The sequence below is a fragment of the Streptomyces polyrhachis genome (assembly GCF_042663125.1).
Taxonomy (GTDB): domain Bacteria; phylum Actinomycetota; class Actinomycetes; order Streptomycetales; family Streptomycetaceae; genus Streptomyces; species Streptomyces polyrhachii.
In genome coordinates this window covers 15,089-37,935 of sequence record NZ_JBHSZO010000017.1, presented here as the reverse complement: position 1 = coordinate 37,935, position 22,847 = coordinate 15,089, and the positions used below count along the sequence as shown (strand labels likewise).

The window sequence follows — 22,847 nt, the reverse complement described above, 5'->3', positions numbered from 1 at the left end:
GCGGGCGGACCTTGCGAGGTTCCGCCCGCCGGGCGTCCGCATGTCGGACGTCGGTTTTATTTCAACGGACAGGATCCGGCCAACCTGCCGATGCCTTGATGACATGTACTCGACTAAGTGTCAGGCTACCGGAAGCCCCCCGGGGTCTGCGCATGTCCGCACCACCACTTGTTCTGCCCGGACGGCACCACCGACCGTCCGGCTCACTCGGCCGGCGCCCTACTCCCGCGCCCGGCCTCGCAGAAGGAGTTCCGTGTGAGAACCCCCCACCGCCTGACGGCTGCCCTTGCCGTACTGGCGGCGTCCGCCCTCGCGATGACCGGCCTCAGCGCCGCCACCGCCGCCCCCACCCCCGACTCCGCCCCGGCCTCCCGGATCGGCAAGCCGGCCTTCGAGCAGCCCGACCCCGGCGCCCTGCCGGTCAAGCTCTCCCCCGCCGAGCGCACCGCGCTCGTGCGGGCCGCCGACGCCGGCAAGGCCGCCGAGGCCAAGCGGCTCGGACTCGGCGCCAAGGAGCGGCTCGTCGTCCGCGACGTCACCAAGGACGCCGACGGCACCACCCACACCCGCTACGAGCGCACCTACGCCGGACTGCCCGTCCTGGGCGGCGACCTCGTGGTCGCCGAGAGCAGGGGCGGCAAGCTGGAGGGCGTCACCCGCGCCCGCAAGTCGTCCATCGCCCCCGCCACCCTCACCGCCGCCAAGAGCGCGGCGGGCGCCGAGGGTTACGCCCTCGCGCAGGCCCGCGAGGAGGGCAGCGCCAAGACCGCCGCCGACAGTGTGCGCAAGGTCGTCTGGGCCGCGAGCGGCACGCCCGCCCTGGCCTGGGAGACCGTCGTCGGCGGCCTGCAGCACGACGGCACGCCCAACGAGCTGCACGTGATCACCGACGCGGTCAGCGGCAAGGAGCTCTTCCGCTACCAGGGCGTGGAGACCGGCACCGGCAACACCCAGTACAGCGGCACGGTGACGCTGGGCACCGCGCAGTCGGGCAGCACCTACACCCTCACCGACACCGCGCGGGGCAGCCACAAGACGTACAACCTCAACCGGGGCACCTCCGGGACAGGCACGCTCTTCTCCGGCCCCGACGACACCTGGGGCAACGGGCTGCCGTCCAACCTGGAGACCGCCGGCGCCGACGCCCACTACGGCGCCGCGCTGACCTGGGACTACTACAAGAACACGCATGCCCGCAACGGCATCAGGGGCGACGGCGTGGGCGCGTACTCCCGGGTCCACTACGGCAACAACTACGTCAACGCCTTCTGGCAGGACTCCTGCTTCTGCATGACCTACGGCGACGGTGCGGGCAACGCCAAACCGCTCACCTCGATCGACGTCGCCGCGCACGAGATGACGCACGGCGTCACCGCCAACACCGCGGGGCTGGTCTACTCCGGCGAGTCCGGCGGCCTCAACGAGGCGACCTCGGACATCTTCGCGGCGGCGGTGGAGTTCGCGGCGAACAACTCCTCCGACGTGGGCGACTACCTGGTCGGCGAGAAGATCGACATCAACGGCAACGGCACCCCGCTGCGCTACATGGACAAGCCCTCCAAGGACGGCTCGTCCAAGGACTACTGGTACTCGGGCATCGGCTCGGTGGACGTGCACTACTCCTCCGGCCCGGCCAACCACTGGTTCTACCTCGCCTCCGAGGGCAGCGGCGCCAAGACGGTCAACGGCGTCTCCTACAACAGCCCCACCTCCGACGGGCTGCCGGTGACGGCGATCGGCCGGGCGAACGCGGAGAAGATCTGGTACCGCGCGCTGACCACCAAGTTCTCCTCCAACACCAACTACGCCGGGGCGCGCACCGGCACCCTCGCCGCGGCGGCCGAGCTGTTCGGCCAGGGCAGCGCCACGTACAACAACGTGGCCAACGCCTGGGCCGCGATCAGCGTCGGCGCCCGCATCGTCAACGGCGTCACGGTCACCAACCCGGGCCCGCAGACCTCCACGGTGGGCCAGGCCGACTCCCTTCAGATACAGGCCACTTCCACCAATGCGGGCGCGCTGACCTACGCGGCCTCCGGGCTGCCGGCGGGGCTGAGCATCAACTCCGCCACCGGTCTGGTCTCGGGCACCCCCAGCACCCTCGGCAGCTTCAACGTGACGGTCACGGTGACCGACTCCGCGAGCCAGACCGGCACCGCGGCCTTCGCCTGGACGGTGGGCGACGGCAGCCAGAACGTCTTCGAGAACACCACCGACTACACCATCAACGACAACTCCACGGTGGAGTCGCCGATCTCGGTCTCCCGGGCGGGCAACGCGCCCTCGACCCTGAAGGTCGACGTCAACATCGTCCACACCTGGCGCGGTGACCTGGTCATCGACCTGGTGGCCCCGGACGGGACGGCGTACCGCCTGAAGAACTCCTCGTCCTCCGACTCCGCCGACAACGTCGTCGCCACCTACACCGTCAACGCCTCGGCCGAGGCGGCGTCGGGCACCTGGAAACTGCGGGTGCAGGACGTGGCGACATACGACACGGGTTACATCAACAGCTGGAAGCTGACCTTCTGACGAAGGCCGGCCGGCCCCGCCCCACCTAGGGGCCGCACATCGCACCGCACCGCACCGGCGCCGCCCGAGTCCTCTCGGGCGGCGCCGGATTGCGTCATGCTGAGGGGATGCGGAGCGCCGCCGGCGCGAGGAGAAGGCCGATCGTTGATCCAGCTGCTCGACACCGTCCTCGCCCGTACGAAACCCGCGCGCGGAAGGTTCGGAAAGCACACGCTCGACACGTCGTAATACGCGTCATACACTCATGGCATGGCAAAGACGAGAATCAGCATCAGCCTCGACCGCGACCACGCCGAACGTATCCGGGCCCATGCCGAGCGCGCGGGGATGGATGTCTCGGCCTACCTGGTCAACGCGGCCACGCGGCAGATGGCGGAGGTGGAGGCCGCCGAAGCGCAGTTCGCCCGGATCGACGCGGTGATCGCCGCCGCGGAGGCGGAAGCCGCTTCCCTGCCCGCCCTGCCGGACGCCCCCGAAAACGACCTCACGGAAGAGGAGCGGCGGGAGGTACGGAAGGCGCTTGAACTCGTCTACGGAGCCGAGGGCCCGACCGCCCTTCCGGGCAGTGCCGCGTGACGGTACGGGTGCCGGTCTACGACACCGGCATGCTCATCGCGCTCTGCGACCGGAAGACCAAGGCCGTACGCCTGCACGCCGGGCTCAGGGACACACCGCACCGGGCGGTCGTACTGGGGCCCGTGCTGGCCCAGGTGTGGCGGCCCAGTCCCGCTACCGTGCACGCCCTCTCCGGCGCCCTGAAGGACTGCACGGTGCCGCGGGCCCGCAGCTCCGCCCCGGCGATGCGCCCCACCAGCGCGGGCCAGACCGTCTGCATCAGCTGCGCGTCCGGGCCCGACCTCACCGAGTGGCAGCGCATCGGAAGCGCGCTCGGGGCGGCGGAGCTGCCGCCGAAGAAGCGCCCCGACGCGGTGGACGCACTGGTCGCACTGACCGCCGCCCGGCATGGCAGCGCCGTCGTCTTCACCAGCGATCGGGCGGACATCGAGGCGTATCTGCAAGCGCTGGACGCCCAGGACGTCCATGTGGTCCAGGTGTAGGCTCCCGGCCGCCATCCCTCGAACGGGCGGCCGGTGCGCGGTCCGCTACCGCATGATCAGCCCCGCCTGCTCCCCCGAGCCCTCCGCGGGTACCGCCATCAGCCCCAACTCGGCCGGTGAGGCGAGCAGTCGGTGTGCGGGCAGTACGCGCACCGTGTAGCCGAAGGGGCCGGTACGGTCCAGGGCGAGCGGCCCCTCGTACAGCCAGCGGCCGTCCGCGTCCGGTCCGGCGGCCGGTTTGAGCCCGGCGGTGCGGGAGTCGGTGAGCCGGTCGCCGTCGTCCACCCGGCCGGCGACGGCCTGCACCTCCACGTCGTCGGGCCCCAGTTCGCCCAGGCGCACGCGCACCCGCAGGCCCAGGACGGCGCCCAGCCGCGCGGTGCCCGCCGGGTCGCCCGCCTCGACGTGCTCCACGGCCACCTGCGGCCAGGCGGCGCGTACCCGCTCCTTCCACTGCGCCAACTCCCGGGCGGCGGGCGGGTGCAGGGCGCGGTGGGAGCGGGCGGCGGGGGCGTAGAGGCGCTCGACGTACTCGCGCAGCATCCGCGCGGCCAGGACCTTGGGGCCGAGGTGGACGAGGGTCTGGCGGACCATGCCGATCCACCGGTCGGGCAGCCCGCCGGCGCCGCGCTCGTAGAAGCGGGGGGTGACGCGCTCGGCGAGGAGGTCGTAGAGCGCGGTCGCCTCCAGCTCGTCGCGGCGCGCCTCGGGGGTGTGGGAGCCGTCGGCGGTGGGGATGGCCCAGCCGAAGTCCGGCTCGTACCACTCCTCCCACCAGCCGTCCAGGACCGAGAGGTTGAGGCAGCCGTTGAGGGCGGCCTTCATCCCGGAGGTGCCGCACGCCTCCAGCGGGCGCAGGGGGTTGTTGAGCCAGACGTCGCAGCCGGTGTAGAGCTTCTGCGCCATCGCCATGCCGTAGTCGGGCAGGAAGACGACGCGGTGGCGCACCCGGGGGTCGTCGGCGAAGCGCACCAGCTCCTGGATGAGCCGCTTGCCGCCGTCGTCGGCGGGGTGCGCCTTGCCGGCGACGACGATCTGCACCGGTCGCTCGGGGTGCAGCAGCAGCTCCATCAGCCGGTCGCGGTCGTTGAGCATCAGGGTGAGGCGTTTGTACGAGGGGACGCGGCGGGCGAAGCCGATGGTCAGCACGCCGGGGTCGAGCACCCCGTCGATCCAGCCCAACTCGGCCTCACCCGCGCCGCGTTCGCGCCAGGAGGCGCGCAGCCTGGCCCGTACCTCCGTGACCAGCTGCTCGCGCAGGACGCGGCGCAGCTGCCAGACGTCGGCGTCGGGGATGGCGGCGACGGCGTCCCAGCGGGGCGCGTCGCCGACGGCGAGGGCCTCCTCGGCGCGCTGGGCGCCGATCTCGCGGGCGCCGAGGGCGGCGACCTCGGGGGCGACCCAGGTGGGGGCGTGGACGCCGTTGGTGACGGAGTCGATGGGCACTTCCTCGGGGTCGAAGCCGGGCCACAGGCCGTTGAACATGGCGCGGCTGACCTCGCCGTGGAGGGTGGAGACGCCGTTGGCGCGCTGGGCCAGGCGCAGGCCCATCACGGCCATGTTGAAGCGGCCCGGCTCGCCGCCCGGGTAGGACTCCAGGCCCAGGGCCAGCACGCGTTCGACGTCGATGCCGGCCAACTCGCCGTCCTCGCCCAGGTGGTGGGCGACCAGTTCGCGGTCGAAGCGGTCGATGCCGGCGGGGACGGGGGTGTGGGTGGTGAAGACGGTGCCGGCGCGCACGGACTCCAGCGCGGCGTCGAAGTCCAACCCGGCGCTGTCAGTGGTGAGTTCGCGGATGCGCTCCAGGCCCAGGAAGCCGGCGTGGCCCTCGTTGGTGTGGAAGACCTCGGGCGCGGGGTGGCCGGCGAGGCGGCAGTACGTGCGCACGGCGCGCACCCCGCCGATGCCGAGCAGCATCTCCTGCAGCAGCCGGTGCTCGCTGCCGCCGCCGTAGAGCCGGTCGGTGACGTCGCGTTCGCCCGGGGCGTTCTCGTCGACGTCGGAGTCGAGCAGCAGCAGCGGTACGCGGCCGACCTGCGCCAGCCAGATCGCGGCGTACAGCGCGCGGCCGCCGGGGAGGGCGAGGCGGATGCGGCTGGGGGTGCCGTCGGGCTCCTCCAGCCGGGTCAGGGGCAGCTCGTTGGGGTCCAGTACGGGGTAGCGCTCCTGCTGCCAGCCGTCGCGGGAGAGGGACTGGCGGAAGTAGCCGTGGCGGTAGAGGAGCCCCACGCCGATCAGCGGGACGCCCAGGTCGCTGGCCGCCTTGAGGTGGTCGCCGGCGAGGATGCCCAGGCCGCCGGAGTACTGCGGCAGGGCGGCGGTGACGCCGAACTCGGGGGAGAAGTAGGCGACGGCGGCGGGGAGTTCACCGCCGGCCCGCTGGTACCAGCGGGGCTGGGAGAGGTAGTCGCGCAGTGCGGTGGCGGTGGCGTCCAGCCGGCGCAGGAAGTCCGGGTCGGCGGCGAGGGCGTCGAGCCGCTCGCGGGGGACGCCGCCCAGGAGGCGCACGGGGTCGCCGCCGGTGGCGCGCCATGCCTCGGGATCCACGGACTCCAGCAGCGCCCGGGTCTCCGGGTGCCACGACCACCGCAGATTGCGGCTCAACTCGCCGAGCGCGCGCAGCGGCTCGGGCAGTACGGGTCGGACGGTGAACCTGCGGATAGCCTTCACGCTTCGACGGTAGGGCGGGAAGCCGCCGCGCGACAGGAGGCGTCCGAGGTGCGAAACGCAGAACTCTCATCGGCCAACCTCCTTCCACTGTCTGAAAGTTGACGCTTCCCTTCCGCCATCGGGGCAGCTCAGGAGAATCGCCGGTGGACTGGACCACCGGGGGCGGGCCCGGCCCCTTCCCAACGCGGCGAACCCGTGGGTAACTCGTCTCGTGCCTCTTCGCAGGCACCCCGCACAGCCCGCACAGCACGTACCGCTCGCACAGCCCGTACAGCACATCGGCACCGCCTCGCACCCGCACTCACCCCACTGAGCGTCCCCCGGAGGCCCCCGTGATGCATCTGAACGGACCGCTGCCCACCCGCCGACCGACTCCCCCGCCCGCACACCGCCGCACCCTCGCCCGCCGCTGGGCGACCGGGGCCGGCATGCTGGGCGCCGCGTTCGCCCTGCTCCTGGGCACACCCGGCACGGCCACCGCGGCGGCGAAACTGCCACCCAAAAACGAGGTGCGCCCCGGCGAGGCGTGGATGGGCTCGGGTGTACGCGAGGAGCAGCAGCCGCCCGGCGGCATCGGCACCCTCAGCCACGGCGACGGGGTGCAGGGCATCGACGTCTCGCACTGGCAGGGGGCGATCAACTGGAACTCGGTGCGCGGTTCGGGCATCCAGTTCGCCTGGACCAAGGCGACCGAGGGAACGAGCTACAAGGACTCCCGGTTCAGCGCCAACTACTCCGGCGCGTACTACGCCGGCGTCATCCGCGGCGCCTACCACTTCGCCCGGCCCAACTCCTCCAGCGGCGCCACCCAGGCGAACTTCTTCGCCTCCAACGGCGGCGCCTGGTCGCGCGACAACCTGACGCTGCCCGGCGTGCTGGACATCGAGAACAACCCCTCGGGCGCGATGTGCTACGGCCTCTCGCAGACCTCGATGCGCAGCTGGATCCTGGACTTCTACAACACCTACAAGGCGCGCACCACCCGCGACGTGGTGATCTACACCAGTCCCTCGTGGTGGAACACCTGCACAGGCGGCTGGAGCGGGATGGCGACGCGCAGCCCGCTGTGGGTGGCGCACTGGACCTCCAACCACACGCCGACCAAGCCCACCGGCTTCACGGCCTGGACGGTCTGGCAGTACACCAGCTCCGGCTCGGTGCCGGGTGTCGCGGGGAACGTGGACCGCGACAAGTTCAACGGCGACCGCTCGCGCCTGCTGGCGCTGGCGAACAACACGCCGTAACGGCCGAGGGGCCGGGTGGGGTCGGACGCGCGGCGTCCGGCCCCACGCGCGCGTTCCCCCGCGCGCCCGGATCCGTATACGAATCGATACGTTCCGGGGGATCCCCAGAACATGAACATTGTTCTACTCTTCCGCCATGTCGAGGATCCGTAAAGCCCTGGCCGCGCTGGCGGCCTGCCTGGTCGTGCTCGCCGGCGCCGCGCCCGCAGCCGCGCACGAGGAACGTCCGGTGGAGTTCCCCGACGGCTCGGGGAGCGTGCCGGCCTACCGGGCCGGGGAGCCCGACCTGCTGGTCTGCAAGACCGACCGCGCGGACTTCGATCGGCGGATCGCCGGCTTCCCGGCCGAGCTGAAGGAGCGCAACGCGCGCCTCTTCCGGCTCTGCCAGGACAAGGGCTACCGCCATCTGCAGGAGGCCGTCGACGCGGTGGACGAGCCGGGGATGACCATCGCCATCCTCCCGGGCCTCTACCTGGAGGAGCCCACCCAGCCCGAACCCACGGGCGAGTGCACCACGTTGAAGGCGCCCAAGTCCTCCTTCGGCTACCAGATCCTCTCCTACGAGCAGCAGCGCCGATGCCCCACCAACCAGAACCTGGTGGCGATCCTCGGCAAGAAGAACCTGCAGATCGAGGGCACGGGGGCGAGCCGCGGCGACGTCATCGTCGACGGCCAGTACCGCAAGCTCAACGTGATCCGCGCCGACGCCTCCGACGGCGTCTACTTCCGCAACTTCACCGTGCAGCGCTCCACCTTCAACTCGATCTACGTACTGGCCTCCGACGGCTTCGTCATCGACGACATGCTGACCCGCTGGAACGACGAGTACGGCTTCCTGACCTTCGCCTCCGACCACGGCCTGTACAAGGACTGCGAGTCGTACGGAAACGGCGACTCCGGCCTCTACCCGGGCAGCGCCTCGGACATCAACAGCGACCGGGGCTACGGCGTCGACCGCTACGCGATCGAGATCAGGAACTGCCGCAGCCACCACAACATGGTCGGCTACTCGGGCACGGCCGGCAACTCGGTCTGGGTGCACGACAACGAGTTCGACCACAACATGGCCGGCGCCACGATGGACAGCGCCTTCCCCGACCACCCCGGACTCCCGCAGGACCACGCGACGTTCGAGCGCAACCTGATCCACGACAACAACCTCGACTACTACCGCCACATCCGCGACGGCACCTGCAACAAGCCCCCGGCCGAGCGCGGTTACGAGAAGGGCGTGGTCTGCCCGCAGATCTCGGTGCCGGTGGGCTCGGGCGTCATCGTGGCGGGCGGCAACCACAACACCTTCCAGGACAACTGGATCTACGGACAGCAGCGCGCGGCCTTCGTCCTGCACGCGGTCCCGGCGTTCATCCGGGGCGAGGAGCGCCTCACCAAGCAGTGGGACACCTCGCACGACAACCGCTACGTCGGCAACCACCTGGGCACCGACCGTACGGGAGCCTCGCGCCCGAACAAGACCTCGGTCTGGTGGGACGGCCAGGGCGAACGCAACTGCTGGTCGGACCTGGCCGGTTCGAGCAACCCGCCCGCCCTCCCCTCCTGCGGCGACACCCCCGGCGAGGTCTCCGGCGGCGGCGCCCGGATCGCGGGCGAGCCGCTGAAACTGGCGCAGCTGCTGGTCTGCGCGGACTACAACGCGCAGGAGCGCCGGATGCCGGCGGGCTGCGACTGGTACGGAGCGCGCGGCATCGAGCGGATCGAGACCCAGGTGTCGCTGGCGGTCGCGGCGGTACTGGCACTGGTGGGCGGCGTGCTGTGGTGGCGGACACTGCGCCGCGACCGCTGGGGCACGGCGGCAGCGGCGGCGGGCGCGGCCGGCCTGGTCCTGGACGTGGTGGGCTCGGCCGGCTCGTACGCGCACACGGCGATCCCCCAGCTCGCCCTGCTGCTGCTCGGCCTCGGCTGGCTGGGGCTGGGCCTGCGCCTGCGCACCCGCCGCCCGGTCTTCGCCTGGGTGACGGTGGCGATGGGCGCCCTCACCCTGCTGGACCTCTTCGACAAGACGGTCGTGATGGTGCCGTGGCTCCCCCTCAGCCCGGCCTGGCTGCGCACCTTCCTGGGCGTGGTCTGGCTGCTGTGGGCGGTGGTGGCGGCAGCCCGCCACCCCCTGCACACCGACGAGCCGGAAACGGCGGCGGACACGACCGAGCCGACCGAGACCCCTGCCACGGGCCCGAAGGCGGCAACGGCGTGACACCGACCCACCCCGGCGCGCGTGGAGCCGCCCGCTCCACGCGCGCCCCCCGCACCCCCACCCTCGCGACCGTCCTGTCCCTCACCCTCGCCCTCGCCCTCGCGGCGGCCGGCTGCTCACGCCCCACCACCCACCACCGCCCGGGGACCAACCACGACACCACCACCAACTCGGTGGCCCCCGCCACCCAGCCCCCGGACGACGCGGGCAGCGACCTGCCCGGCACAAAGGTGCCCGGCTCGGACGGCAGCGAGGGCGGCGAGTCGACCACGCCCCACAAGACGGTGGAGATCGAGATCGCAGACGGCCGGGTCAGCCCACCCCCCGGCCGGGTGGAGCTGCGCAAGGGCGTCCAGGTACGCCTGACGGTCACCAGCGACCGGGACGACGAACTCCACGTCCACGGACTGGACGTCGGCACGGAACTCCCCGCCGGAGAAACAACCACCTACGCCTTCACCCCCACCCGCACCGGCGTCTTCGAGGTCGAAACCCACGCATCGCACCTGGTCCTCACCCAACTGGTAGTGCGCTGACCACCCCATGCCACCTGCCCTGACCGCCCTGACGACCACCCTCACGGCAGATATGACGACCCCCCTCCCCACCCCCCTCCTGCTGGCCCACGGCGTCGGCTCCCGCCAGGACCTCCCGCTCTCCCCCTTCTACGCCTACGCCGGCGCCTTCACCGCCCTCCTCGTCTCCTTCCTGGCCCTGGGCCTCCTGTGGCCCACCCCCCGCTTCACCGGAGACACAGCGGGCCGCCCCCTACCCGCCCCCCTCCAACGGGCCGCGAACTCCCGGGTGCTGCGCACCACCCTGCGGACAGCCGGCCTGGCCGCCGCCCTCTTCACCCTCGCCCACCTCCTCCTGGGCCCCGACGACCCCGACCGCAACCCGGCCCCCGGGCTCGTCTACGTCCTGCTCTGGGTCGGCCTGGCCCCCGCCTCCCTCCTCCTGGGCCCCGTCTGGCGCCTGCTCAACCCCCTGCGCACCCTGCACGCCGCGCTCTGCCGCCTACGCCACCGCACCCCCGGCGCCGGCCGCCCACTACCCCCCTGGCTCGGCTACCGCCCAGCGGCCCTCGGCCTCCTGGCATTCACCTGGCTGGAGCTGGCCTCACCCGCCCCCGCCTCCCGCACCACGCTCCTCACCTTCCTAGCCCTCTACGCCACCCTCCACCTCACAGCAGCAGCGATCTACGGCACCGCCTGGTTCGACAAAGCCGACGCCTTCGAGACCTACTCCACCCTCCTAGGCCACCTCTCCCCCCTGGGCCGCCGCCCCAGCGACAGCCGCCTGGTCCTACGCAACCCCTTCCACAGCCTGGACACCGTCCCCGCCGCCCCCGGCCTGACCGCCGTCGTCTGCATCCTCCTGGGAAGCACCGCCTACGACGGCCTCTCCTCCGCCCCCTGGTGGATCAACACCCTCCAGACCTCCCCCCTGGGCCGCACCACCGTCGCCACCCTCGGCCTCACCACCACCTGCCTCCTGGTCGCCACCCTCTACGCGACCTGCGCCCAAGCAGCCCACCTCATCTCGCGCCCCCACCCCCGCCCGACCTCCCCCCACCGCCCCACCACAGCCTTCGCCCACTCCCTCCTCCCCATAGCCACCGGCTACCTGATCGCCCACTACTTCTCACTCCTCGCCACCGAAGCACCCCGCACAGTCACCATGGCACGGGGCACTGACAACCCACCCCCCCCCCCCGACCTCCTCACCCCCGCCGGCCTGGCCACCCTCCAGGTCACCGCGATCGTGGTGGGCCACGTCCTGGGCGTCATAGCCGCCCACGACCGCTCGATCCGCCTCTTCCCCCCGGCCCGCGCAGTAGCCGGCCAGGTCCCCCTCCTCATCCTGATGATCTGCTACACCACAGGCGGCCTGACCCTGCTCCTGGCCACCTGACCGACGAAGCGGCCCGCGAGGTGACGCACAATGGACGGGATGGACGCACCGACCCCCGCCCCCCTCCGCCGCACCCCGGTCCAGCAACGCAGCACCGAACGCCTGGCCCGCATCCTCGACGCCTGCGCCGAGCTGCTCGACGAGAGCGGCTACGAGGCGCTCTCCACCCGGGCCGTGGCCGAGCGCGCGGGAGTGCCGATCGGCTCGGTCTACCGCTTCTTCGGCAACAAACGCGCACTGGCCGCCGCCCTGGCCCACCGCAACCTGGAGGAGTACACCACCCGCGTCCAGCAGCGCCTGGCAGGCGACACCACGCCCAAGAACTGGCGCGGAACGATCGACGCGATGCTCACGGAGTACCTGGAGATGAAGCGCTCGGTCCCCGGCTTCACCCTGATCGACTTCGGCGTCCCCGGCCCCCCCGACGAACCGGTCCCCGCCAACGAACGCGTAGCGGCCAGCCTCTGCGACCTCCTCACCACCCGCCTGGACATCCCCGCCACCACACACCTGCAACGAGCCTGCCTGGTAGCCGTGGAAGCAGTGGACGCCCTACTCAAACTGGCCTTCCGCACCAACAAATCAGGCAACCCAGCCCTGATCAAAGAAACCCGCACCCTGATCCACGCCTACCTGTCCGGCGTACTGGACGACTAAGCACAACAGGAGCCGACAGCCCGAGCAGGCCCCCAGAGCGACGCGCCCCCGAGCACGACAGGAAGCCGGCAGCCCGCGTGAGGGGCCCGGAGCGACGACTCCGAAAAGACGCACCGCAACGCAGGCCCCCGACAGAGCAGCAAATCGACCGATGGCAAGTCAATCCCTATGGCTTTTCGGAGTTGTCGCGGAGAGGCCCCGCCCCACAAGCACGAAGCCCCTCGCCGCATCCCCCCGCGTCGGTTAATGTCGCACCGTGGCACCACACCACCCCGCAGCGTAACTCCCCCCTACGCACCAGTAGTTCACCCACGACCGGATTGCGCCGACTCCGCCCGTGGAAGGCTCACCGCATCTCCTCCGCACACCCCGGCACGACACCCCCGAACCGTGACGCCAGGTGATCCCAATTGTCCCCGCAGATCGGCCGCATACCCATACGTGACATCCACCCCCGCATCGACTGCGGCACCCTCCCCGCGAAGGCGGTAAGCGGCGAGTCCTTCGACATCACAGCCACGATCTTCCGCGAGGGACACGACGCCGTAGCCGCCAACGCGGTGCTCCTGGACCCCGAGGGCAGACCGGGCCCGTACACCCCGATGCGCGAGGAAGCCCCCGGCACCGACCGCTGGACCGCCGAGGTGACCCCGACGCACGAGGGCCGCTGGTCCTACCGGATAGAGGCGTGGAGCGACCCCCTGGCAACCTGGCGCCACCACGCCGAGATCAAGATCCCCGCCGGCATCGACGCGGAACTGGTCCTCGAAGAAGGCGCGTTGCTGCACGAACGCGCCGCCCAGGGAATGCCCAAGGCCCACCGGGGCGCCCTCGCCGCAGTGGTGCAGGAGCTGCGCAGCAACAAGCGACCCATAGCCGAGCGGCTGGCCGCCGCCCTCGACCCCGCCCTCCTGGGACTCCTGGACCGCCACCCCCTACGGGAACACGTCACAGCCTCACCCCCCCTCCCCCTCCTCGTAGAACGCCCCCGCGCCCTCTTCGGCTCCTGGTACGAACTCTTCCCCCGCTCCGAGGGCGCCCGCACCACCCCCGACGGCCACCCCGCCAGCGGCACCCTGCGCACCGCGTCCCAACGCCTCCCGGCGATCGCGCAGATGGGCTTCGACGTGGTGTACCTGCCGCCGATCCACCCCATCGGAACGTCCCACCGCAAGGGCCCGAACAACACCCTCTCCCCCACCCCCCACGACGTAGGCAGCCCCTGGGCGATCGGCTCACCGGACGGCGGCCACGACGCGGTCCACCCGGACCTGGGCACGCTCGCGGACTTCGACCACTTCGTCGCCACCGCCCGCGACCTGGGCATGGAGGTGGCCCTCGACTTCGCCCTGCAGTGCTCCCCGGACCACCCCTGGGTGGCCAAGCACCCGGAGTGGTTCCACCACCGCCCCGACGGCACGATCGCCTACGCGGAGAACCCCCCGAAGAAGTACCAGGACATCTACCCGATCGCCTTCGACGCGGACTTCGACGGCATCGTCACCGAAACGATCCGCGTCCTGCGCCACTGGATGGACCACGGAGTAAGAATCTTCCGCGTCGACAACCCGCACACCAAGCCAGTGGTGTTCTGGGAAGAAGTCATCAACCACATCAACAAAGCAGACCCGGACGTCATCTTCCTGGCCGAGGCGTTCACCCGCCCGGCGATGATGCGCACCCTCGCCCAGATCGGCTTCCAGCAGTCGTACACGTACTTCACCTGGCGCAACTCCAAGCAGGAGCTGACCGACTACCTCACCGAGCTGTCGACCGAGTCGGCCGCGTACCTGCGCCCCAACCTCTTCGTGAACACCCCCGACATCCTGCACGCCCACCTGCAGCACGGCGGCCGCCCGGCCTTCGCCGCACGGGCCGTGCTGGCGGCGACGCTCTCCCCGAGCTGGGGCGTCTACGCGGGCTACGAGCTGTGCGAGAACACGCCCGTACGCCCCGGCAGCGAGGAGTACCTGGACTCGGAGAAGTACCAACTGCGCCCACGCGACTGGGAGAAAGCCGAGACGGAGGGCCTGGCCCCCCTGCTGCGTACCCTCAACACCGTCCGCCGCGCGCATCCGGCGCTCCAGCGGCTACGCAATCTGCGCTTCCACCATGTCGACAACGAGCACGTCATCGCCTATTCCAAGCGCAAAGGGCACGACACCGTCGTCGTGGTGGTCAACCTCGACCCGCACCACACCCAGGAGGCTACGGTCTCGTTGGACGTGACGCGGCTCGGCGCCTCGCCGACCCAGCTGGCGGGGGCCGAACCACTGCTGATGCGCGACGAGTTGACCGGCGAGACGTACCACTGGGGGCGGAGCAACTACGTACGCCTGGACCCCGGACACGCACCCGCCCCCGCCCACGTCCTCACGCTCCTGCACGATCGGAGGGTCCCCCGCACATGATGGTCAACGAACCCGTCCCCGACACCTTCGAGGACACCCCGGCCGAGGACCGCGATCCGGAGTGGTTCAAACGCGCGGTCTTCTACGAGGTCCTGGTGCGCTCCTTCCAGGACAGCAACGGCGACGGGACAGGCGATCTCAAGGGCCTCACCGCCAAGTTGGACTACCTGCAGTGGCTGGGCGTGGACTGCCTGTGGCTGCCGCCGTTCTTCGCCTCGCCGCTGCGCGACGGCGGCTACGACGTCTCCGACCACACCGCCGTGCTGCCCGACTTCGGCGACCTGGCCGACTTCGTGGAGTTCGTGGACTGCGCGCACCAGCGCGGGATGCGGGTGATCATCGACTTCGTGGTGAACCACACCAGCGACCAGCACCCCTGGTTCCAGGAGTCGCGCCGGGACCCCGAAGGGCCGTACGGCGACTACTACATGTGGGCCGACGACGACAAGCAGTTCCAGGATGCCCGCATCATCTTCGTCGACACCGAGTCGAGCAACTGGACGTACGACCCGGTGCGCAAGCAGTACTACTGGCACCGCTTCTTCTCCCACCAGCCGGACCTCAACTTCGACAACCCGAAGGTCCAGGAGGAGCTGCTGGCGTCCCTGCGCTTCTGGCTGGACCTGGGCATCGACGGCTTCCGCCTGGACGCGGTGCCCTACCTGTACGCCCGCGAGGGCACCAACTGCGAGAACCTCCCCGAGACGCACGACTTCCTGCGGCGCATCCGCCGGGAGATCGACGCCGCCTACCCGGACACCGTGCTGCTGGCGGAGGCCAACCAGTGGCCGGAGGACGTGGTCGACTACTTCGGCGACTACCCCTCCGGCGGCGACGAGTGCCACATGGCCTTCCACTTCCCGGTGATGCCGCGGATCTTCATGGCGGTACGGCGGGAGTCGCGCTACCCGGTCTCCGAGGTCCTCGCCAAGACCCCGCAGATCCCCGCGGGCTGCCAGTGGGGCATCTTCCTGCGCAACCACGACGAGTTGACCCTGGAGATGGTCACCGACGAGGAGCGCGACTACATGTACGCGGAGTACGCCAAGGACCCGCGGATGCGCGCCAACATCGGCATCCGCCGCCGGCTGGCGCCGCTGCTGGACAACGACCGCAACCAGATCGAGCTGTTCACCGCGCTGCTGCTCTCGCTGCCGGGCTCGCCGATCCTCTACTACGGCGACGAGATCGGCATGGGCGACAACATCTGGCTGGGCGACCGCGACGCGGTGCGCACCCCGATGCAGTGGACGCCCGACCGCAACGCCGGCTTCTCCTCCTGCGATCCGGGGCGCCTCTTCCTCCCGACGATCATGGATCCGGTGTACGGCTACCAGGTCACCAACGTCGAGGCGTCGATGTCCTCCCCGTCCTCGCTGCTGCACTGGACGCGCCGGATGATCGAGGTGCGCAAGCAGAACCGGGCGTTCGGCCTGGGCTCGTACCAGGAGCTGCCCTCGTCCAACCCGGCGGTGCTGGCCTTCCTGCGCGAGGCGCCGGCGAACGGCGACGGCACGGACGACCTGGTGCTCTGCGTCAGCAACTTCTCCCGCTTCGCCCAGCCCACCGAGCTGGACCTGAGCGCCTACGCGGGACGCCATCCGGTGGAGCTGATCGGCGGGGTGCGCTTCCCGGCGGTCGGGAAGCTGCCGTACCTGCTGACGATGGCGGGTCACGGCTTCTACTGGTTCCGGCTGCGCCAGGAGTAAGTCTCCCCAGCAGAGCGCCTGTTCAGAAGCCCGCCGACGGGGCAGGCGCTCGTACGAGAGCACACGGCACCACCGCACACGGCACCACCGCGCACCGCACCACCGCAGGCCCGTACAAGCCGAGGGGAGTGCAGCAGATGGCGGAGAGCAGGCACAGGGCGGTGCACGCCGCCGACCGGACCGAACCTCCGCCTGACCTGCGGGGGTTGGCGCTCTCCCTCACCCCTCTGCTGCTGCCCTGGCTCCCCCGGCAGCGCTGGTTCGCGGGCAAGGACCGCCCCATCGGCGCGGTCCGCCTCGTCTCGGTCACCGAGCTGCTGCCGTACGGGGCCCCCGCCACCCCGGCCGCCGGCAATGCGCCCGGTCTGCTCCACCTGCTCGTACGGGTGGAGCAGCCGGGGCCTGCGGTGGACGTCTACCAGCTGCTGCTGGGCCTGCGCCCGGCCCCGCTGCCCGCGCGCCTCGCGCCCTGGTCGCTGGGGACGGCGGCGGACGGCCCGCTGCACGGGGCGGCGGCCTACGACGCGCTGGGCGACCCCCGGCTGGCCGGCGTCCTGCTGGAGCGGCTGCGGCTGCCGGGGCGGCTGGGTCCGCTGGTCTTCTCCCGCGAGCCCGGGACGGCGATACCGGAGCGGGCACCGGCGCGCCCGCTCGGCGCCGAGCAGTCCAACTCCTCGGTGGTCTACGGCGATCAGCTGATCCTCAAGCTCTTCCGGCGGGTCTTCGCCGGCCCGAACCCGGATCTGGAACTGCCGCTCGCACTGGCCCGCGCGGGGGCGGACTGCGCGCCGCCGCCGGCGGCCTGGTTCAGCACGGACCAGACAACAGGATTCGCCGAGGCAGCCGGCGAAGAGGGCGGCGGGAGGGCGGCGACCCTGGGAGTGCTCTCCCCCTTCCTGGCGGGCGCGGCGGACGGCTGGGAGCTGGCGCTCGCGGCGGCGGCGCGCGGCGCCTCCTTCGGCGGCGAGGCGCGGGCGCTGGGCGCGGCCACCGCGCGGATGCACACGGCGCTGGCGCGGGCGCTGCCCACGGCCGTCCTGCGCCGCCCGCAGATCGAGCACCTGGCGGCGCTGATGACGCGGCGCCTGGACGCCGCTGCCGCCGCCGTCCCGGCGCTGCTGCCCTACCGCGACGCCCTCGCCGCGCGCTTCACCCGCCTCACCGAGGGGGGCGGCCAGACCTGGGCGGCCCAACGCGTCCACGGCGACCTGCACTTGGGCCAGGCCCTCGCCTCGGCCGGACACTGGACGATCATCGACTTCGAGGGCGAGCCCTCCCGCCCCGTCGCCGAGCGCCGCCATCCGCAGCCCACCGCCCGCGACGTGGCCGGGATGCTGCGCTCCTTCGACTACGCGGCCCGCTCCTCCCGGGCCGCCCCGCACTGGGCGGCGGCCAGCCGCGCGGCGTACTGCGCGGGGTACGCCGAGGAGTCCGGCGCCGACCCGCGCGAGCAGCCCGGACTGCTGGACGCCTTCGAGGCGGACAAGGTGGTCTACGAGGTCCTCTACGAGGCCCGCCACCGGCCGGACTGGCTGGACGTCCCGCTCGCCGCGATCCGCCGGCTGGCGGCGTGATGCCCGCGAAGCCCCCTGCCCCCAAAAGCCCGCAACGCCCGCGCCCGCGCCTCCCGCAAGGCCCGCACCTCCCGGAGACCCCCAGCACCCGCAGCCGAGGAGCCCCACCCGTGACCGTCCCCCCCAAACCCCGATCAGCAGCGGCGGCGCAGGCGCGCGAGCCCAAGTCCCCGGCGGCGCAGGTCCGTACGCCCAAGGCCCCCGCCCCGCCCCGCCCCGCGCCCCCGCTCCCCGCCGACGACCGCGCCCGCCTCCTGTCCGGTACGCACCACGACCCGCACGGCGTGCTGGGCGCCCATCGGGTGCGCGGCGGTGTGGTGATCCGGGTGCTGCGCCCGTACGCGCGGGAGGTCGGCGCCCTGTGCCGGGAGCGCGGCGGGGAGCGGGCGGTGGAGCTGTTCGACGAGGGCGACGGCTTCTTCGCCGCCCTCCTGCCGCGCAAGCGCGCCCTCCCCGACTACCGGCTGCGGATCACCTACGGCGAGGACGACGTCCTGCGGATACCCGACGCCTACCGCTTCGCGCCCACCCTGGGCGAGCTGGACCTGCACCTGATCCGCGAGGGCCGCCACGAGCGCCTCTGGGAGGCCCTGGGCGCGCACCCCGTCGTCCTGGACGGCGTACCGGGCACCCGGTTCGCGCTCTGGGCGCCGGACGCGCGGGGGGTGCGGATCGCGGGCGGCTTCAACTACTGGGACCCCGCCGCCGCCCCGATGCGCTCGCTGGGCGGGTCCGGTGTCTGGGAGCTGTTCCTGCCGGGCGTCGGCGCCGGGGAGGCGTACAAGTTCGACATCGCCACCCCGGACGGCGGGCACACCCTGCGCGCCGACCCGATGGCGCGGTGCACCGAGGTGCCGCCCGCCACCGCCTCGGTGGTCACGGCCAGTTCGTACGAGTGGGGCGACGCGCACTGGATGGCGCACCGCGCCGACCGCCCCGTGCACGAGGCGCCGTTCTCGGTCTACGAGGTCCACCTCCCCTCCTGGCGCCCCGGCCTGGGCTACCGCGAGCTGGCCCGCCAACTCACCGCCTACGTCAGCGATCTGGGCTTCACGCACGTGGAGCTGATGCCGCTGGCCGAGCACCCCTACGGCGGCTCCTGGGGCTACCAGGTCACCGGCTTCTACGCCCCCACGGCCCGCCTGGGCGGCCCCGACGACTTCCGCCACCTGGTCGACACGCTGCACGCGGCCGGGATCGGCGTCCTGATGGACTGGGTGCCGGCCCACTTCCCGCGCGACGACTGGGCGTTGGCGCGGTTCGACGGCCGGCCGCTGTACGAGCACGCGGACCCGGCGCGCGCGGCGCACCCCGACTGGGGGACGCTGGAGTTCGACTACGGGCGCCCGGAGGTGCGCAACTTCCTGGTCGCCAACGCGGTGTACTGGTGCGAGGAGTTCCACATCGACGGCCTGCGCGTCGACGCGGTCGCCTCCATGCTCTACCTCGACTACTCGCGCGAGGAGGGCCAGTGGACGCCCAACGCCCACGGCGGGCGGGAGAACCTGGACGCGGTGGCCTTCCTCCAGGAGATGAACGCCACCGTCTACCGCCGCTGCCCCGGCGTCGTCACCATCGCCGAGGAGTCCACCGCCTGGGACGGCGTCACCCGCGCCACCGACCACGTCGGCGCCTCGGGGCTGGGCGGGCTGGGCTTCGGGCTGAAGTGGAACATGGGCTGGATGCACGACTCGCTGGACTACTTCGCCCGCGACCCGGTGCACCGCCGCCACCACCACGGCGAGCTGACGTTCTCGATGGTCTACGCCTACAGCGAGAACTACGTGCTGCCGATCTCCCATGACGAGGTGGTGCACGGCAAGCGCTCCCTGGTCTCGAAGATGCCGGGCGACTGGTGGCAGCAGCGCGCCGACCTGCGCGCGTACCTGGGCTACATGTGGAGCCATCCGGGCAAGCAACTCCTCTTCATGGGCCAGGAGTTCGCCCAGGGCGCGGAGTGGGCGGAGGCGCACGGCCCCGACTGGTGGCTGCTCGACCCGGCCTACGCGGCCGAGGCCGACCACCGGGGCGTACGCGATCTCGTCCGCGACCTCAACCGCGTCTACCGCGCCACCCCCGCCCTGTGGGAGCGCGACACCGCCCCCGAGGGCTTCACCTGGGTGGAGGGCGGCGCGGCGGAGGACAACGTCCTGGCCTACCTCCGCCACGCGGCCGACGGCACGCCCCTGCTGGCGGTCGGCAACTTCTCCCCCGTGGCACGCCCCGGCTACCGCCTGGGCGTCCCCGACCAGTACACCGCCTGGCAGGAGGTCCTCAACACGGACGACACCCGCTACGGCGGCAGCGGCGTCGCCAACCCCGACCCCCTGAAGCCGGAGTCGACCCCCTGGCACGGCCAACCGGCCTCCCTCACCCTGGTGCTGCCGCCGCTGGCGACGGTGTGGCTGCGCCCCGCCGGGTGACCGGGCCCGGCGGGGGCGCCGCCCCTCACTCCGTCCGCAGCGCCGTGGCCGTCCGGACCTTCGCCGCCCAGCCGGCCGGCGCCAGCGCGCCCAGCACGGCGATCACGACCCCGGCCAGGGCCAGCAGCGCCAGCTGCTCCGTGCCGTAGACGTCGAGGATCGACGGCGGCAGCCCGGTGCCCGCCGAGCGCCCCATCACCGGCAGCACGTAGCCGTGCAGGGCGTACCCGAGCGGCAGCCCGACCAGGCCGCCGACCAGGCCGATCCCGGCGACCGAGGCGAGCACCAGGCTCAGGGTCTGGCGCGGGGTCATGCCGACCGCCTTGCACACGCCCAGGTCGTGGACGCGTTCGCGGGTGTCCAGGACGACGGAGTTGAGCACGCCCAGGCCCGCCACGGAAACCAGCATGAGGGTGAGCAGCACCGCCATCGCGTCCAGGAGGAGGATCATGTTCTCCTCCTGCGAGGACGGGTTGGCGAAGACCTCGCCGCCCAACGGCCCTACCACCGCGGCGAGTTCCTCCGCGTACGCGGCGGCGGAGACGCCCGGCTTCACCGCGATCAGGAAGGTCTGGGGCGCGACCCCGGTGAAGGTGGCCATGTCCGCGTTGAGGTGCAGCCCGTCGTCGGAGGTGTCGAAGGCCTCGCCGACGATCCGCAGGGTCCGCACCTCTTTCCGGTCCGGGGCCTTCCGGTACGTGACCCGCACCGTGTCGCCGACGCCGCTGCCGGTCCGCTCCAGGAACCCGGTCGGCACGACGGCCTCCCCGGGCGCGGTGAACCACCGCCCGGAGATCATCTCGTAGCGGCCGTCGCTCGTGTCGCCCTGGTACAGGCTGGCCTCCAGCGCGCCGGAGAGCCCGGTCACCTGGACCCGCACCCGGCTCAGCCCGTAGTACGAGGCGGTGCCCGCCTGCGCCCTGACCGCGGCGGCGACCTTCGCCGGGTCGGCGGACGGCGCCTGCGGGGCCTGCTGCCCGGGGGGCGGTTCACCGCCGCCCCTCCCGGGTACCGGTCCGCCGCCCTCCCCCTGGGGCATCCCGCTGATGGCGGTGACCGCCGCGCGCTCCTCGGGGTCCGCAGCGGCGCCGATCGCGTTGAGGGACTGCGTCAGGCCGACCGCGAAGGTCGCCGCGACCGTACCGAAGGCCACCGCCAGCAGCAGCGCGAGCGTGCGGACCGGATGGGCGAAGGGGCTGGCGAGGCCGTACGTCACCGCCCTCGGCAGCGGCAGCCGGCCCATCGCCCGGTGCGCCCACTGGCCGCGCCCGGTGCGCGGTGCCCGGCCGACCGCGATGGCCTCGACCGTACGCAGCCGCCCGGCCCGCAGCGCGGGGAGCAGCGCGGCGAGCCCGACGACCGCCAGCGCCGCGAGCGGCACCACGACGTCCACCCACCACGCCACGCTCAGCGAGGCCGTGCCGTACACCTGCTCGGTGTCCGCCAGCAGCGGCAGGGCGAGCACGTTGCCCAGGGCGACGCCGAGCACGATGCCCACGCCGGCCGGGATCAACGCCTGGGCCACGTAAGCCCGTACGACCTCGCGCGGGGTGAAGCCGACGGCCTTCAGGATGCCGATCCGGCGCAGGCCGGTACCGACCGAGCCGCTCACCACACTGCCGATGATGATCACCGACATCGCCAGGCCCAGCACGCCGAAGGCGAGGAGGAAGGGGACGGTCGCCCGCGCGCCCGCGTCGGCGGCCCGCTTGGTGTCCAGGTACGACTGGGTCGCCACCAGCGCCCCGGCCGGTACGGCGGCGGTGAGCGCCCGGCGGTCGGCGGCGAGCTGCCCCTTCGTACCGGCGGAGCTGAACCGGTAGAGCATCTGGCTGGTGACGGGGCTGTCCTTCGAGCCGAGCGAGCGGACCTGGGCGGGCGCCGCCCACGCCTCGGCGGTCCGCGCCACCGAGGTGGCGAAGCCCACGACCGTCAGCACGGGCGCGTCGGCGGCGTCCGACAGCTTCAGGGTGGAGCCGGCCTTGAGGAAGGGTCCGGCGAACGACGCCGACAGGACGATCTCGCCCGGATCGGCGGCCCAGCGCCCGGACTTGAGGTCCAGGTCGTCCACCTCGGCGTGCGGGCCGGACCGACCGGCCAGGGTCATGCTCGGCAGATGCCCGCCCTGGGAGTCCACCGGCTGGATCGACGTGACGGGGTACGGGCCGCCGCTCGCGGTGACCCCCGCCAGCCGCCCGGTCTCCTCCAGTCGCGCCCCGCTCACCTTCTGCGGGTCGAACTGCGCGGTCAGATGGGCGCCGTTCTGCTTCGCGAAGGCATGGTCGAAGGGCGCGTTCGTCGCGACCACGAGCGAGCCGGCGACGACGGCCGAGGCCACGGCCATCAGCGTGGCGACGGCGATCACCACCGTCTGCACCCGCCGCCGGCCCACCCCGGAGCGTACGACCCGGGCGATGGGCGACCCCCGGCCCCTCATCCAGCC

The 22,847-nt window shown here is 72.3% G+C and carries 14 protein-coding genes; 12 read left to right on the top strand and 2 right to left on the bottom strand.

Going from position 1 to position 22,847, the window contains the following annotated elements:
* Positions 1 to 315: 315 nt before the first annotated feature.
* The 3 genes from ACFQLX_RS12775 (at position 316) to ACFQLX_RS12765 (ending at position 3,590) form a co-directional block, all read left to right on the top strand.
* On the top strand, positions 316 to 2,532 hold the full coding sequence (locus ACFQLX_RS12775) for a M4 family metallopeptidase (protein WP_386414617.1): 2,217 nt from the start codon (positions 316 to 318) through the stop codon (positions 2,530 to 2,532).
* Positions 2,533 to 2,781: 249 nt separating this feature from the next.
* The gene (locus ACFQLX_RS12770; RefSeq protein WP_386414543.1) at positions 2,782 to 3,108 is read left to right on the top strand and encodes a hypothetical protein; all 327 of its coding nucleotides are present in this window, start codon (positions 2,782 to 2,784) and stop codon (positions 3,106 to 3,108) included.
* A complete protein-coding gene (locus ACFQLX_RS12765; protein WP_386414542.1) occupies positions 3,105 to 3,590 on the top strand; it encodes a hypothetical protein in 486 nt (161 codons plus the stop codon). The genes ACFQLX_RS12770 and ACFQLX_RS12765 overlap by 4 nt, the downstream gene beginning before the upstream one ends.
* Positions 3,591 to 3,635: 45 nt before the next feature.
* Here ACFQLX_RS12765 and glgP read toward each other — a convergent pair whose 3' ends face one another.
* Positions 3,636 to 6,260 (bottom strand): alpha-glucan family phosphorylase, encoded by a 2,625-nt coding sequence (glgP, locus tag ACFQLX_RS12760; protein ID WP_386414540.1) that lies wholly within the window; start codon positions 6,258 to 6,260, stop codon positions 3,636 to 3,638.
* Between the two features lie 335 nt (positions 6,261 to 6,595).
* Between glgP and ACFQLX_RS12755 the strand changes: the two genes are divergently transcribed.
* The 9 genes from ACFQLX_RS12755 to glgB all read left to right on the top strand — a co-directional run bounded on the left by ACFQLX_RS12755 (position 6,596) and on the right by glgB (position 20,404).
* Positions 6,596 to 7,504 carry a GH25 family lysozyme gene (locus ACFQLX_RS12755; RefSeq protein ID WP_386414616.1) on the top strand — a complete coding sequence of 303 codons (909 nt, stop codon included), beginning with the start codon at positions 6,596 to 6,598 and terminating at the stop codon, positions 7,502 to 7,504.
* Between the two features lie 136 nt (positions 7,505 to 7,640).
* Positions 7,641 to 9,716: a right-handed parallel beta-helix repeat-containing protein gene (locus tag ACFQLX_RS12750; protein WP_386414539.1), complete on the top strand. Its 2,076-nt coding sequence runs from the start codon at positions 7,641 to 7,643 to the stop codon at positions 9,714 to 9,716.
* Entirely contained in the window at positions 9,713 to 10,252 is a 540-nt protein-coding gene (locus tag ACFQLX_RS12745; RefSeq protein WP_386414537.1) for a cupredoxin domain-containing protein, read from the top strand. The genes ACFQLX_RS12750 and ACFQLX_RS12745 overlap by 4 nt, the downstream gene beginning before the upstream one ends.
* A gap of 52 nt (positions 10,253 to 10,304) precedes the next feature.
* Positions 10,305 to 11,630, top strand: coding sequence for a hypothetical protein (locus ACFQLX_RS12740; RefSeq protein ID WP_386414536.1), 1,326 nt, complete (start codon positions 10,305 to 10,307; stop codon positions 11,628 to 11,630).
* A gap of 39 nt (positions 11,631 to 11,669) precedes the next feature.
* Entirely contained in the window at positions 11,670 to 12,287 is a 618-nt protein-coding gene (locus ACFQLX_RS12735) for a TetR/AcrR family transcriptional regulator (protein WP_386414535.1), read from the top strand.
* A gap of 410 nt (positions 12,288 to 12,697) precedes the next feature.
* Positions 12,698 to 14,698 (top strand): alpha-1,4-glucan--maltose-1-phosphate maltosyltransferase, encoded by a 2,001-nt coding sequence (locus tag ACFQLX_RS12730; protein ID WP_386414534.1) that lies wholly within the window; start codon positions 12,698 to 12,700, stop codon positions 14,696 to 14,698.
* Positions 14,695 to 16,407: a maltose alpha-D-glucosyltransferase gene (gene treS / locus ACFQLX_RS12725; protein WP_386414533.1), complete on the top strand. Its 1,713-nt coding sequence runs from the start codon at positions 14,695 to 14,697 to the stop codon at positions 16,405 to 16,407. The genes ACFQLX_RS12730 and treS overlap by 4 nt, the downstream gene beginning before the upstream one ends.
* 137 nt (positions 16,408 to 16,544) lie before the next feature.
* Positions 16,545 to 17,981 (top strand): maltokinase N-terminal cap-like domain-containing protein, encoded by a 1,437-nt coding sequence (locus ACFQLX_RS12720; protein ID WP_386414531.1) that lies wholly within the window; start codon positions 16,545 to 16,547, stop codon positions 17,979 to 17,981.
* The gene (glgB, locus tag ACFQLX_RS12715; protein WP_386414530.1) at positions 17,981 to 20,404 is read left to right on the top strand and encodes a 1,4-alpha-glucan branching enzyme; all 2,424 of its coding nucleotides are present in this window, start codon (positions 17,981 to 17,983) and stop codon (positions 20,402 to 20,404) included. The genes ACFQLX_RS12720 and glgB overlap by 1 nt, the downstream gene beginning before the upstream one ends.
* Before the next feature lie 25 nt (positions 20,405 to 20,429).
* Here glgB and ACFQLX_RS12710 read toward each other — a convergent pair whose 3' ends face one another.
* The gene (locus ACFQLX_RS12710) at positions 20,430 to 22,841 is read right to left on the bottom strand and encodes an ABC transporter permease (protein ID WP_386414528.1); all 2,412 of its coding nucleotides are present in this window, start codon (positions 22,839 to 22,841) and stop codon (positions 20,430 to 20,432) included.
* Positions 22,842 to 22,847 lie beyond the last annotated feature (6 nt).